Here is a 13,050-nt window from a genome sequence, read left to right as displayed (position 1 = left end):
TCAGGGCGTCCGGCCGAACGCCAGGACAGCCCCCACCTCTTGCGGGCGATTCTGTCGGTTGGAAGATGAGGAAAGCTGAGCGACAGAATGCGCTGATTGGTCGCCTGGAAAGCGAGTGTGCTCTGGTTGGTTAACGGGGAAAAACCGGCGGTCATAAGGATTCCATTCCAGAAGAAAGGAGAGGGGAGCCGGGTTGCGGCTCTTCTCCAGGATGAGACGAAAAACCGGATTGCCGAGGCTGCCGCCTAACATCGAACCATCCGGCAGAGGCCGTGCACTGACCGGCGCGGGTTCGGCAAGGAGCCGGAACAAGGCGCTGCTCGCCTCCTCCCCGCCGCCCTGCCGCAACAGAAAAAGCGGACGGCCGGAAGCCTTTGCCCGCAAGCTCAATCGCCGGCTTTCCGTCAGGCCGAAATGAGCGGGATTACCGCGCACCTCCAGGATCGTGGCGGGGAAAATGCCGCTTTCGACAGCCGCCTCGGCAAGCCATAGCGCCTCTTCCAACTTGTGTGGCGAAGCAATGAGAAAGCGTTCCGGCTCCAATCCGAAATCCTTGAGGCCGACAGCATAGGGAAGCCCTGCTTCCATCGTGCATATCCTGTCTCCGATCCAGAGAACCGGCATGCCATCCGCCGTCTCCTGTCGCTGCAGCAAAGCCGCAAGCGCCAGCACGAAACCGCTGGCGCCGCCTGCCTCCCTCAGCATCAGAGACCGAACTTCGGTAATGCCGTTAAGCGGCAGACCGCCTTCGAGTGCCTCGTCGAGAATTGGAATGCCGAAAGACAGGCGCAGGGGCGTTTTTGCGGATTTCGAATAGGTATCGTCACCAGTCGCAAAAGCCTCCTGCGCCGCCGCCGCAAGCGCCGGCGCAGGCTTGCCTTCAAGTTTCGCAATGGTTTCGCGGAGCGCAAAAAGCTGCTCGCGCGCCACGGCCGTCTGCGCCATGACGTTCACTCCAAAGTCAGATTGTTCCTGTTATGTTCTTATGGATTCCAGAGCTTGCTAAAAGAGTCAACAGCCAATTCTTGTGAATTTATTCCTGCCTTTGATTCCACACTCGAAAATCCTCCACAAAGGTTCTATATGGGCGCCAAAGGAAGGGATTTTTCATGGCCCGCATAAACCAGAGCGAGGATTGGCGGGACCGCCATGCTCCAACGCTCAGCACATTCGAGTCCCTGGCGATGGAAGCCTATAGCCATTTGCCGGATGAGTTCCGGTCGCTCACCGACAATCTGACCATCGAAATCGAAGATTTTCCGGACGATGACGTCTTCGAGGACATGGCGCTGGAAACGCCGTTCGATCTGCTTGGCCTCTTCGAAGGCAGGGGCATTTCCGAGCGTTTCACGCTCGAGACCGGCGAGATGCCCAATCGTATCCGCCTCTACCGACGTCCCATTCTGGATTATTGGGCGGAAAACGAAGAAACGCTTGGAGACATCATCACCCACGTCCTCATCCATGAGATCGGTCACCATTTCGGCCTGAGCGATGACGACATGGAGCGGATTGAAGCCAGCGTCGAGGAAGCTGTCGACCGCTGAGCTATTGTTCGGAGAGTTTCATTTCCGGATGATAATCCTTGCCTTCGACCTCTTTGACGATCGCCTGGCCGGCAATCACCTGGCCGGTCTGAGCGTTGAAGGTCAGCGACGGCGCACCGTGAAGCGACCAGCCCTTGTTGAGCGCATCGGTTACGCGATGACAGAACGCGGCGTCGTCCTGGCCGGTCAGAAGGCGGTAGAGCTTCATGATAAAGGCTTTCGTTCAGCAGTCTGGCGTTCGGCAATCAGGCGGGCTTTATGGACCAGGCTTTCCGCCTGGACAAGATGCAGCCGCTCGATCATCCGGCCGTTTACATTGATGACGTTGAGACCTTCGGCCGAAGGATCGGCGAAAGCCGCAATGATTTCTTCCGCCTCCCCGATGGCAGCCGCGTCGGGAGCGAAGTGCCGGTTGGCAGCCTCGATCTGCGCCGGATGGATCAGCATCTTGCCATCGAAGCCCATGGCTCGGCCATGCGCGCATTCGGCCTCGAAAGCATCCATTTCCTTGAAATCATTAAAAACGCTGTCGATCGCATCGAGACCATAGGCCCGCACGGCGAGTATGACCTGCATCAGCCACGGTACGAGATAGGTTCGGCCCGGTTGCGGCAGAACGCCGGTCTCCTTGCGCAAATCGTTCAGTCCGATAACGAAGCAATCGAGCCTCGAGCCCAAAGTGCGGCCGGCTTCTGCGATTGCGGCAGCGTTCAGGATGCCGCGCGGCGTCTCGATCATCGCCCAGATACGCAAGGTCTCCGGCGCATCGGCGTCGGCAAGAAGGTCGCTCACCGCCATGACGTCCTGCGGTTCGTCCACCTTCGGTAAAAGCACCGCATCCGGCCGGAGAGCCTGCACCAGTTCCATATCGGCATGGCCGAAACTCGACGAGAGCGCATTGATGCGGATGATCTTTTCCTTGTTCTCGAGCGGTTTTCCCGAAAAGAAAGTTTTCAGGTGTTCACGCGCTTCTTCCTTCTTCTCGAACGCCACTGAATCTTCGAGATCGAAAATGATGGCGTCGCAATCGAGCGCACGGGTCTTTTCGAGCGCGCGGAGATTGATCGCGGGAACGCTCAGCACTGAACGGTGCAGACTGAAGGAACGGACGGGCGAATTCTGGCTCATCACGAATGTGTGCCAAGCTTTGTGAAGAGTGGCAAGACAACAAAAAGCCATGCTTGACTTGCAGAGAAGAAAAACAAGGACCACATTCCTTTCGTAGAAAGGTCTAAACTCATGCAGAATATACGTTCCATCTTCCTCATGCTGTCAGGGATCACTTTATTCGTGGCGCTCGCTGCTCTCACCTTTTCGGTGACGCTCGCCATCGGCGGTATCCTGACCGTCCTCATGGTCGGCCGTGCGCTTTCGATGAAGATGAAGCCCGCGCCCGTCCGCGCCAAGGCTGAGGCAAAGCGTGAAATGCGCATCTGGAACGACGGCCGCGGCACGATCATCGATCTGTGATCGCAACCGGCCATTCAGCCCTTCACAAAAATTCTTTATGGAGCTGTCGGCTCCCGTTCTAGTCCTACGTCCTTGAAGCGGTTGGCCGTGATGCCGGACCCTTAAAATCAAGAGACGGAGGAAGAAACATGGATAGCAATGAAAACGTCCCCGCCAAGATGCCCCCGGTCAAAAACGGCCTGCTGCCCTATCTGACGGTCGACGGCGCGCTCAAGGCCGCGGAATTCTACAAGAAGGCATTTAACGCCGAAGAAGCCTATGTCGTGCCGGCCGACGAGAAGGGCCGGACGATGCATGTGCATCTTTATATCAATGGCAGCTCTCTCATGCTGTCGGATGCCTATCCTGAATACGGCCATCCCTTCAAAGGCCATGAAGGCTTCGCGATACAGCTGGTCGTCGATGACATCGACCCCTGGTGGGAGCGCGCCGTGTCTGTCGGCGCCGAGGTCGTCATGCCGGTCGAACGAATGTTCTGGGGCGACCGCTACGGTCAGCTTCGCGATCCATTCGGTGTGCTCTGGGGGCTGAACGAAACGTCCAAGTAGCGGGACATGCACGATGGACAGGCCGCGCGAAACGCCGCGTGGCCGCCAATTCAGAAAGATTCTCCTTCATTTCGGCGGGAAACTGGACTAGATGCTGATCAACGAAAGTACATCCGCTGAATTTGGAGCCTAGGTCATGGATAAATTCGTGAAGCTCACCGGCGTTGCAGCGCCCCTGCCTGTCGTCAACATTGACACGGACATGATCATTCCGAAGGACTATCTGAAGACCATCAAGCGCACCGGTCTCGGCAAGGGCCTCTTCGCCGAAGCCCGCTACAACGAGGATGGTTCCGAAAATGCCGATTTCGTGCTGAACAAGCCGGCATACCGCGATGCCAAGATCCTCGTTGCCGGTGGTAATTTCGGCTGTGGCTCCTCGCGCGAGCATGCCCCGTGGGCGCTTCTCGATTTCGGCATCCGTTGCGTTATCTCCACAAGTTTTGCGGACATCTTCTACAACAACTGTTTCAAGAACGGCATTCTGCCGATCAAGGTCAGCCAGGAAGATCTCGACAAGCTGATGGACGACGCTTCGCGCGGCTCCAATGCCGTCCTGACGGTCGATCTCGAAAACTTGGAAATCACCGGCCCGGACGGCGGTTCGATCAAGTTCGACCTCGACGAATTCAAGCGACATTGCCTGCTGAACGGCCTCGATGATATCGGCCTGACGCTGGAAAAGGGCAAAGCGATCGACAGCTTCGAGAAGAAGAATGCTGCGGCGCGCCCCTGGGCAGCTTAGTCTTCCAAACACAGCATGCGATCAAGCCGGGCTTCCACCCGGCTTTTTCTTTGCTGCTTTGGAAAAATAGGGGGGATACACGTCACTATCGTGAAGCCACAAACCGTACCGATTCAGCCGTTCTGTTCCTTGAAATGGCTTCCGGCGGGGTCTAAGAAGCCGCAGCTTATTTTTCCGCGGAGGGTTTCATGACAGCGCGCAATCTTTTCCTGCTGCCGGGCGACGGCATCGGTCCCGAGGCAATGGGCGAGGTCCGCAAGATCATTGCTTACATGAACGAGGCGATGAATGCCGGTTTCGTTACCGATGAAGGCCTTGTCGGCGGCAGTGCCTACGATGCGCATGGCGCGGCCATCTCCGAAGACGACATGAAAAAAGCGCTGGCGGCAGACGCCGTTCTCTTCGGGGCCGTCGGCGGCCCTAAATGGGACAGCGTGCCTTATGAAGTGCGCCCGGAAGCAGGCCTTCTGCGCTTGCGCAAGGACTTGGAACTCTTTGCAAACCTGCGCCCGGCAATCTGCTATCCGGCGCTTGCCTCCGCCTCTTCGCTGAAGCCGGACCTGGTCGAAGGACTCGACATTCTCATCATCCGCGAGCTGACGGGCGGGGTCTATTTTGGCGAACCGAAGGAGATCATCGATCTCGGCAACGGCCAGAAGCGTGGCATCGATACGCAGGTCTACGACACTTACGAAATCGAACGCATCGCCGGCGTCGCCTTCGAAATGGCGCGGACCCGCCAGAATCGCGTCTGCTCCATGGAAAAGCGCAATGTCATGAAGTCGGGCGTGCTCTGGAATCAGGTCGTTACCGAGACGCACAAGGCGAAATACTCCGACGTCCAGCTCGAGCATATGCTGGCCGATGCCGGCGGCATGCAGCTGGTACGCCAGCCGAAACAGTTCGACGTCATCGTCACCGATAACCTTTTCGGCGACATGCTTTCCGATGTCGCGGCGATGCTGACCGGCTCGCTTGGCATGCTGCCGTCCGCTTCTCTCGGCGCGCCGGATGGCAAGACAGGTAAACGAAAAGCGCTCTACGAGCCCGTCCACGGCTCGGCTCCCGACATCGCCGGTAAGGGCATCGCCAACCCGATCGCCATGATCGCCTCCTTCGCCATGTGCCTGCGTTATTCCTTCAACCTCGTGAAGGAAGCCGACAATCTTGAGAAGGCAATCGCCAACGTTCTCAACAAGGGTATCCGCACGGCCGACATCATGGCCGAAGGCGCAAAGAAGGTTGGAACTGTTGAGATGGGCGAGGCGATCCTTGCCGAGTTCAAGATGCTTTCTGCCTGATATCTCACGTGAAAACGCTTCTCGGCCCTCCGTACCGATCAGTATGGAGGGCTTTTTATTGAACGCATCTGCTCCGGTTCCTATGTCCCATGGAAACGACGAAGGGATGGCATGAGCAATACCGACGATCACAAACGAGGCTGCCGATCTTATCTGGGCACACGCTACGACGCCCGGCGCACGGTCCATCGCAGAGTTCGCTGGAAGGCATTCACGCTTTCCGCAATCAATGTGGTCGCCATTGCATTTTTTGTCTTCGACAGACCGCTTGGACAGGCGGCGGAAAGCCTTTCGCCTCCTTTAGTAACGATCGCAGGCAACGTAACGGATATCGGCCGCCTTGCATGGATCCTTGCCGGCCTTTGCACCATTCTTGCCACCGGTTACGCTGTTCGAAGGCGGCTTTGGAAGGTCCGCCGCAAATTCCGCATGGTCTATTTCGTCCAGATGACAGCCTATGTCGGTCTCTCGGTGATCCTGGCCAGCATCTGCGCGAACACTTTGAAATTCCTGATCGGACGGGCGCGGCCGCTTATCTATGAGCAGGAGGGCATTTTCAGTTTCTCGCCCTTGACCATGGATTTCCTGCATCAGAGCTTTCCCTCAGGTCATGCGGCCAATATCGGCGCGCTCTTTGTGGCACTCATCCTCCTTTTTCCGCACGTCAGGCTCATTTTCATCGGTATCGGGCTCTGGCTCGGTGCAACCCGCATCATCATCGGCGTCCACTATCCGAGCGATGTCGTAGCAGGCCTGGCACTCGGTGCCTGGCTCGCATTTGCTCTCTCAATCCTTTTTGCCCGCTTCGGTCTGGTTTTTGCCATCAGCCGCGAAGGCCGGCCTGTGCCGCGGCTCAGCAGGCTTATCTGAGCATCTGCTCGTAGAAAATTGTCACTGCCTTCTGCTGGCGTCGCGCCGTTCCAAACACTTTTCGAACGGATGATTTTTTGGACAACGCTGGCGGCGAGGCGGGAGCGGAATGCCGCAATTGCGCTGGCAGACCTGTCTTTTCATCACCATCAACGCCGTCATCATTTCGCTTCTCCTCCTGGATGGGCCAGTCGGCTCGGGCGGCATTCCGCCGGTTCTCGCTGATGATCGCGATCGTCTATTCGCACTACGGACTGCTCTTCAAGACGGATCCGGACGGTGGCCGAAGCGGCTTCTCCAGGCATAAAAAACCCGGCGCTGTTGAGGCGCCGGGTTTCGTTTTTCCTGCTTGACGATCTATCTCAATCCATCGCGTGGATATCGCGGTCCTTGGTTTCCGGTAGGAAGAGCATACCGATGACTAAGGTGATGCCCGCAAAGACGATCGGGTACCAGAGGCCGTAGTAGATGTCGCCCGCGAAAGCGCTCATCGCGAAGGCGGTTGCCGGAAGCAGGCCGCCGAACCAGCCGTTGCCGATGTGATAGGGCAACGACATGCCGGTATAGCGGATACGGGTCGGGAAGAGCTCGACCAGCAGGGCAGCGATCGGCCCATAGACCATCGTTACATAGATGACGAGGACCGTCAGGACGGCGATGACACCCACCCAGTTGACCCTTGCCGGATCGGCGACCATCGTGAACGCTCCACCTTTGGCGATTGTATAGACCGCCATGTCGGTGACGCCGGTAGCTTCGTCCGCCGTGAGCAGCTTGCCCGCAATGAGCTGGTCGGCCGGCATGGTGGCTTTTTCGCCGGCACGGATCGCTTCCGCATTCAGGTTGAGTTCTGGATTGGCAGCGATGAAGGCGTCGAGCTTGGCGTCCGGCACCTTGGCGGCCGCCCGAACCAGCGGATAGCCTGCATTCTGAAGACCAATGTTGACGCCCTTTTCAAAGGCGGCATTGAACGATTTTGCCTTATCGCCGGCGGCAGCCGCGTCATAGCCGGTGATCGTCTCGTTGCCGATCTTCACCGTGGCCGCCGAACCAGCAGGACCTGCGACGACATCATAAGGCACCGAATTCTTTGTCAGGAACGCGGTGGCGATATCACACGAAGTGGTGAACTTCGCGGTTCCCGTCGGATTGAACTGGAACTTGCAATCGCCCGGTGCCGCGGTGACTGTCGCCCGGACCGTTGCCTGTGACTCGGCAAGTGCGGGATTGGCGAAGTTGGTCATGGCCTTGAACAGCGGGAAGTAGGTCACCATGGCGAGCAGAAGGCCGGCCATGATGATCGGCTTGCGGCCGATCTTGTCGGAGAGCCAACCGAAGAAGACGAAGAAGCCGGTGCCGAGCAGCAGCGACGCGGCGACCATCAGGTTCGCCGACTGTCCGTCAACCTTCAGGATGTTCTGCAAGAAGAACAGCGCATAGAACTGACCGCAGTACCAGACAACGGCCTGGCCCATGACGGCACCGAGAAGCGCAAGCAACGCGACCTTGGCGTTCTTCCATTGACCAAAGGCTTCTGTCAGCGGCGCCTTCGATCCTTTGCCCTCGGCCTTCATCTTCTGGAACGCCGGTGACTCGTTCATCTTCAGACGAATCCAGACGGATACACCGAGGAGAACGACGGAGACGAGGAAAGGAATTCGCCAGCCCCAGGCGGCAAACGCAGTGCTGCCGAGCCAGAACTGCACGAGAAGGATGACCAAGAGCGAAAGGAAAAGTCCGAGTGTTGCCGTCGTCTGGATCCACGAGGTGAAATAGCCACGTCGGCCATGTGGCGCATGCTCGGCGACATAGGTCGCCGCACCGCCATATTCACCGCCGAGCGCCAGACCCTGCAGCAGGCGAAGGCCGACCAGGATGATGGGGGCCGCGATACCGATCGATGCCGCCCCTGGAAGAATACCGACGAGGAAGGTCGACAGACCCATGATCAGGATCGTGATCAGGAAGGTATATTTGCGGCCGACCAGATCGCCGAGGCGGCCGAAGACCAATGCGCCGAAGGGCCGCACCAGGAAGCCCGCTGCAAAGGCGAGCAGGGCGAAAATGTTTCGTGTTGTTTCCGGGTACTGGCTGAAAAAGGTAGCACCGATATAGGTGGCGAGTGAACCGTAAAGATAGAAATCATACCACTCGAAAACGGTACCGAGCGACGAAGCGAAGATAACCTTCTTCTCCTCGCTCGTCATTGGGCGGGCTTTCGAGCCCTCGAAACTTGTGACATTTGCCATTGTCTGTCCTCCACAGAGTGATGAGCAAACGAGGCGCGTCCCAAACTCTCCTCAAAGTATCCCCTGGACGCGACTCGCCTGACTGGAGTGTGACAGAAAAGAATTCGGAGAAAGAGAGAGGCTTTGGGATTATGACTTTAGTCTAACGCGAATGCGCAGATTGTCGCAGGCATCTGAGCGTACGCATCGGTGGCTAGCAAATCTCGCCCGTCTCACGGCCGCATGGCTGACAACGCCGCAAAAACCTTGACTCCTGTGGAAAACCTTTTATGAGCAACGGCGGAAAAGGAATATCCATGGTTCGCGACGAACACGCCATTGCTGCATGCAGTGACCAGGCACCAAGTGCCGGGATGGATATTGCCGTTCCGGTTTCTTCCAAAACCAGGGCCAAAACGACGACGAAAACCGTCTGACGTCTCTGGCCTGCCGCTCTCTCCCCGGCCCGGCTGGGGACAGGAAGCCGCGATCATTTCGCGCTTTCCCCCTCACCAGACAAGAGGAGAGAAGAGAAAGAGAGCTTGAAATGGGTTTCAAAGTTGCAGTTGCGGGAGCGACCGGAAATGTGGGCCGGGAGATGCTCAACATACTTTCCGAGCGCGGCTTTCCCGCCGATGAAGTCGTGGCGCTCGCCTCCTCGCGTTCGCAAGGAACGGAAGTCTCCTACGGCGACCGGACGCTGAAGGTTTCCAATCTCGAGAATTACGATTTCTCCGACACCGACATCTGCCTCATGTCTGCGGGTGGCGAGGTGTCCAAGAAGTTCTCGCCGAAGATCGGCCAGCAGGGATGCGTCGTGATCGACAACTCCTCGGCCTGGCGCTACGACGCCGACGTGCCGTTGATCGTTCCGGAAGTGAACCCGGATGCCGTGACGCAGTTCACCAAGCGCAACATCATCGCCAACCCGAATTGCTCGACCGCACAACTCGTCGTGGCTTTGAAGCCGCTGCATGATTTCGCCAAGATCAAGCGCGTCGTCGTCTCGACCTACCAGTCTGTTTCCGGCGCAGGCAAGGACGGCATGGACGAGCTCTTCAACCAGACGCGCGCCGTCTTCGTCGCTGATCCGATCGAGAACAAGATGTTCACGAAGCGCATCGCCTTCAACGTTATTCCCCACATCGACGTCTTCATGGAAGATGGCTACACAAAGGAAGAGTGGAAGGTTCTGGCCGAGACCAAGAAGATACTCGATCCGAAGATCAAGGTCACCTGCACGGCGGTTCGCGTTCCGGTCTTCATCGGCCATTCGGAATCGGTCAATATCGAGTTCGAGAACGAGATCACTGCAGATCAGGCGCGCGATATCCTGCGTGACGCTCCGGGCTGCCTCGTTATCGACAAGCATGAAAACGGCGGCTACATCACGCCTTACGAATCCGCCGGCGAAGACGCGACCTACATTTCGCGTATCCGCGAAGACGCGACCGTCGAGAACGGCCTCAACATATGGGTGGTGTCAGACAACCTGCGTAAGGGCGCCGCTCTGAACGCAATCCAGATTGCTGAGCTCCTCATCAACCGCGGCCTCATCAAGCCACGCAAGAAGGCCGCCTGATACCAAAAATTAACCATAATTTGCTATCAGCCCCGCATATCGCTGGATATGCGGGGCTTCCTGTGAAAACCGGCAGACGGCAATCAGGGTTGCAAGACCCGCCGAAAAGGTGATCGTGACAAAATTATCTGCTGCTGGCATTCTTGCGCGGCGCCAAGCTTATGCAGATCGAGATCGGGGTTTCTCATGAGCATGACAAAATTCTTTGTGGCGGTCGTCGCAGTGGCGAGCGCACTCCACGCTGTTCCGGCAGCGGCAAAGGCTGCCCAATGCGGCAACAACAGCGCGGGCTTCCAAGCCTGGGTTACCGACTTCAAGCAGGAAGCGGCCGCCAGTGGCATCAATCCATCGGTGCTGAACCGAGCCTTTGCCAATGTAAGCTATAATAAATCGACAATCGCAGCCGACCGCGGTCAAAAGAGCTTTAAGCTGTCCTTCGACGCCTTCATGAAAAAGCGGGGCGGTGCAACGATCATCTCCCGCGGTAGAAGCATGAAGCGCTCCAATCAGGCGCTGTTTGCCTCGATCGAGCGCCGCTACGGCGTTCCAGCAGGCCCGCTGATCGCAATTTGGGGTATGGAGACCGGCTTCGGCAGCTATATGGGCAATCAGCACACGCTGTCTGCCGTTTCGACGCTCGCTTACGACTGCCGCCGCTCGGATTATTTCACCGACCAGCTTTATGCCGCTTTGCAGCTCGTGTCTGAAGGCTATCTGAACCCGCAAGCCCGCGGCGCAGCGCACGGCGAAATCGGCCAGACGCAGTTCCTGCCGCGCAGTGTTGTCCGTTTCGGCGCCGATGGTGACGGCGACGGTCGCATCGACATGGTCGGATCGCGTGCTGATGCCCTGGCTTCGACAGCAAACTTCCTCAGAGGGCACGGTTGGCAGATGGGCGCCGGTTATCAGCCAGGCGAAGCGAACTTTTTGGCAATCGCAGGCTGGAATGCCGCAACGGTCTATCAACAGGCAATCGCTTATATCGGCCAGCAGATCGACGGCCAGTGAGCTTCCGCCCGCGAAGATTTATACTTCCGGGCGGATAAAATCGCGCGTTTCCGCGTCCATCACCCATAATTCGCCGGTCGAAATATCGAACCAGGCTCCATGCAAGGCAATCTCTCCTGCCTCTTCCAGCGCCTTGATATCCGGAAAACTTCTGAGGTTGTTGATTGAGTTGCGGATCGAGACGCGCTCGAGCGCCGTCTGACGCTCAGCGGCGGTCATTACGTCATTGCTCTGAATCTGTTCCGCAGCAGGCCGGACGAGCGACATCCAGCGGCCGATGAAGTCGCCGGATGACAGCGGCTCGGCATTGGGATCAAGTGCTGCGCGAATACCGCCGCAGCGGCCGTGACCCATCACGACGATGTCGGAAACCTTCAAGACTTGTACGGCGAATTCCAAGGCGGCAGACGTCGCGTGGAAATGCCCGTCCGGCTGGTAAGGCGGCACCATGTTGGCAACGTTGCGGATGACGAAAAGCTCACCGGGGCCGGCGTCGAAGATAAGTTCGGGTGCTGCGCGCGAGTCCGAACAGGCAATAACCAGCGTATTCGGGTTCTGACCGTTTTCAGCCAGCATCTTATAGCGGTCGCGGGCGTCAGCGTAACGCCCGTTCATGAAGTTGCGGTAGCCGTCCAGAAGGGAACTTGGAAAACGCTGCATGACTGTCGATTAGCGCGCGGACGCAGCAAGATCAACAGCTGCACATGCGAAATGCGCAAACTGGCATCTGCGGCTAACTTTTCCGCCTTTGGGCGGGGTGTATGAGGCGGCGCATCTGCACCATGGCCATCGGCGTCGAGAGGCTTGATGCGTCGCTTGCGAGCGTAAGCTCGTCGCTGCCGCGCTTGACCGCGCGCACCAGCGCTTCATAAACGCTGGCTGTTGCAAGCTGCAACGCTTTTTCGTCGTCCATCCCGGAAAGAAGCCGTGAGAGGAAGACAGCCGCCAGCAGGTCGCCCAGTCCATTCGGCGCATTGTCGATAACGCGATGCTCGGCAAGCAGGGCATGGCGGCCGGAGAGATAGAGATTTCCGGTGCCGCCGGCCATCATCGGGAGAGCGGAAGTGACAAGCATGCGTGAGGGGCCGAGTGACAAAGCAGCTTCCATGACGGCTGTATTGTCCTCCAACTCTGCGCCAACCATCCAGGCCAATTCATAGCGGTTGGGCGTTGCCAGAGAAGCAAGCGGAATCAGGTGGTCGCGGATCGCCGTCGCCGTCGCTTCGGGCACATAGAGGCCACCCAGATCCCCCATCACCGGATCGCAGACATAAAGCAGCTCCGGACTTTTTTCACGCAATGCGCTGACCAGGCGGGCAATGGAACGAGCCTGAGCAGCGTTTCCAAAATAGCCAGACAAAACCGCCTTCACTTCTCCAACCCACGGTGCACGGATTAGATCGTCGATGGCAGCATCAAAATCGGCTTCCGCAAAAGTGAGCCGGGTCGAACGGCCATGACCGGGATGCCAGGGCAGAACGATCGTCGGCAGTGCCCAGACCTGATGGCCGAGCGTCTCAAGCGCGAAGACGGCGGCGCGATTGCCGACCGAACCGCGAATGACATGGCTGGAGATGACGATCACCGTTCCTGCAGCACTATTATCCGGCATGACGATTTAAACCCCGAATTCGATGCGCTGTTGATCGTCCTTTTGCCGCGCAGCTGTCAACCATTCTTCATCGATGCGTGAAAATCTCGGGGAGCCAGTAAACCGTAGGCAGCCTGTGGGTAAGACCCATCCTTTAATC

Annotated in this window: 15 protein-coding genes and 1 pseudogene; 10 read left to right on the top strand and 6 right to left on the bottom strand. The window is 57.9% G+C overall.

What is annotated here, in order from left to right; all coding sequences use genetic code 11:
* Positions 1 to 945 (bottom strand): ImuA family protein, encoded by a 945-nt coding sequence (locus ACZ9BX_RS16055; protein ID WP_476218856.1) that lies wholly within the window; start codon positions 943 to 945, stop codon positions 1 to 3.
* Positions 946 to 1,109: 164 nt separating this feature from the next.
* Here ACZ9BX_RS16055 and ACZ9BX_RS16050 point away from each other — a divergent pair, with 164 nt between their 5' ends.
* Positions 1,110 to 1,547: a metallopeptidase family protein gene (locus tag ACZ9BX_RS16050; protein ID WP_476218855.1), complete on the top strand. Its 438-nt coding sequence runs from the start codon at positions 1,110 to 1,112 to the stop codon at positions 1,545 to 1,547.
* 1 nt (position 1,548) lies between these two features.
* On the opposite strand, the gene ACZ9BX_RS16045 is transcribed toward ACZ9BX_RS16050, so the two are convergent.
* Both ACZ9BX_RS16045 and ACZ9BX_RS16040 read right to left on the bottom strand, forming a co-directional pair.
* On the bottom strand, positions 1,549 to 1,755 hold the full coding sequence (locus ACZ9BX_RS16045) for a DUF1737 domain-containing protein (RefSeq protein WP_132562084.1): 207 nt from the start codon (positions 1,753 to 1,755) through the stop codon (positions 1,549 to 1,551).
* Positions 1,752 to 2,675 (bottom strand): HpcH/HpaI aldolase/citrate lyase family protein, encoded by a 924-nt coding sequence (locus tag ACZ9BX_RS16040; RefSeq protein WP_476218854.1) that lies wholly within the window; start codon positions 2,673 to 2,675, stop codon positions 1,752 to 1,754. Before ACZ9BX_RS16040 ends, ACZ9BX_RS16045 begins: the two co-directional genes overlap by 4 nt.
* Before the next feature lie 111 nt (positions 2,676 to 2,786).
* Here ACZ9BX_RS16040 and ACZ9BX_RS16035 point away from each other — a divergent pair, with 111 nt between their 5' ends.
* From ACZ9BX_RS16035 to ACZ9BX_RS16010, 6 genes are all read left to right on the top strand, one after another.
* Positions 2,787 to 3,017 (top strand): hypothetical protein, encoded by a 231-nt coding sequence (locus ACZ9BX_RS16035; RefSeq protein ID WP_476218853.1) that lies wholly within the window; start codon positions 2,787 to 2,789, stop codon positions 3,015 to 3,017.
* A gap of 128 nt (positions 3,018 to 3,145) precedes the next feature.
* Positions 3,146 to 3,565, top strand: coding sequence for a VOC family protein (locus ACZ9BX_RS16030; RefSeq protein ID WP_476218852.1), 420 nt, complete (start codon positions 3,146 to 3,148; stop codon positions 3,563 to 3,565).
* Between the two features lie 136 nt (positions 3,566 to 3,701).
* Positions 3,702 to 4,310: a 3-isopropylmalate dehydratase small subunit gene (leuD, locus tag ACZ9BX_RS16025; protein ID WP_476218851.1), complete on the top strand. Its 609-nt coding sequence runs from the start codon at positions 3,702 to 3,704 to the stop codon at positions 4,308 to 4,310.
* A 188-nt stretch (positions 4,311 to 4,498) separates the two neighbouring features.
* Complete coding sequence (gene leuB, locus ACZ9BX_RS16020) at positions 4,499 to 5,611, top strand: 3-isopropylmalate dehydrogenase (RefSeq protein ID WP_476218850.1); 1,113 nt, start codon at positions 4,499 to 4,501, stop codon at positions 5,609 to 5,611.
* A gap of 111 nt (positions 5,612 to 5,722) precedes the next feature.
* The gene (locus ACZ9BX_RS16015) at positions 5,723 to 6,481 is read left to right on the top strand and encodes a phosphatase PAP2 family protein (protein ID WP_476218849.1); all 759 of its coding nucleotides are present in this window, start codon (positions 5,723 to 5,725) and stop codon (positions 6,479 to 6,481) included.
* 109 nt (positions 6,482 to 6,590) lie between these two features.
* The gene (locus tag ACZ9BX_RS16010; RefSeq protein ID WP_476218848.1) at positions 6,591 to 6,788 is read left to right on the top strand and encodes a hypothetical protein; all 198 of its coding nucleotides are present in this window, start codon (positions 6,591 to 6,593) and stop codon (positions 6,786 to 6,788) included.
* Between the two features lie 55 nt (positions 6,789 to 6,843).
* On the opposite strand, the gene ACZ9BX_RS16005 is transcribed toward ACZ9BX_RS16010, so the two are convergent.
* A complete protein-coding gene (locus tag ACZ9BX_RS16005) occupies positions 6,844 to 8,730 on the bottom strand; it encodes an MFS transporter (RefSeq protein ID WP_476218847.1) in 1,887 nt (628 codons plus the stop codon).
* A gap of 236 nt (positions 8,731 to 8,966) precedes the next feature.
* Between ACZ9BX_RS16005 and ACZ9BX_RS16000 the strand changes: the two are divergent.
* From ACZ9BX_RS16000 to ACZ9BX_RS15990, 3 genes and pseudogenes are all read left to right on the top strand, one after another.
* A pseudogene (locus ACZ9BX_RS16000) lies at positions 8,967 to 9,146 on the top strand (hypothetical protein); the annotation flags it as partial.
* A gap of 110 nt (positions 9,147 to 9,256) precedes the next feature.
* Entirely contained in the window at positions 9,257 to 10,291 is a 1,035-nt protein-coding gene (locus ACZ9BX_RS15995) for an aspartate-semialdehyde dehydrogenase (RefSeq protein ID WP_476218846.1), read from the top strand.
* Positions 10,292 to 10,477: 186 nt separating this feature from the next.
* Positions 10,478 to 11,299 carry a lytic murein transglycosylase gene (locus ACZ9BX_RS15990; RefSeq protein ID WP_086997360.1) on the top strand — a complete coding sequence of 274 codons (822 nt, stop codon included), beginning with the start codon at positions 10,478 to 10,480 and terminating at the stop codon, positions 11,297 to 11,299.
* 18 nt (positions 11,300 to 11,317) lie between these two features.
* Here ACZ9BX_RS15990 and ACZ9BX_RS15985 read toward each other — a convergent pair whose 3' ends face one another.
* Both ACZ9BX_RS15985 and pdxY read right to left on the bottom strand, forming a co-directional pair.
* On the bottom strand, positions 11,318 to 11,959 hold the full coding sequence (locus ACZ9BX_RS15985) for a carbonic anhydrase (protein ID WP_476218845.1): 642 nt from the start codon (positions 11,957 to 11,959) through the stop codon (positions 11,318 to 11,320).
* A gap of 73 nt (positions 11,960 to 12,032) precedes the next feature.
* The gene (pdxY, locus tag ACZ9BX_RS15980) at positions 12,033 to 12,911 is read right to left on the bottom strand and encodes a pyridoxal kinase PdxY (RefSeq protein ID WP_476218844.1); all 879 of its coding nucleotides are present in this window, start codon (positions 12,909 to 12,911) and stop codon (positions 12,033 to 12,035) included.
* Positions 12,912 to 13,050: the final 139 nt, after the last annotated feature.

This window comes from Rhizobium sp. USDA 3886 (assembly GCF_056279785.1).
Note: the sequence above shows the minus strand (reverse complement) of the source record. Positions and strands in the feature narration are given on the sequence as shown.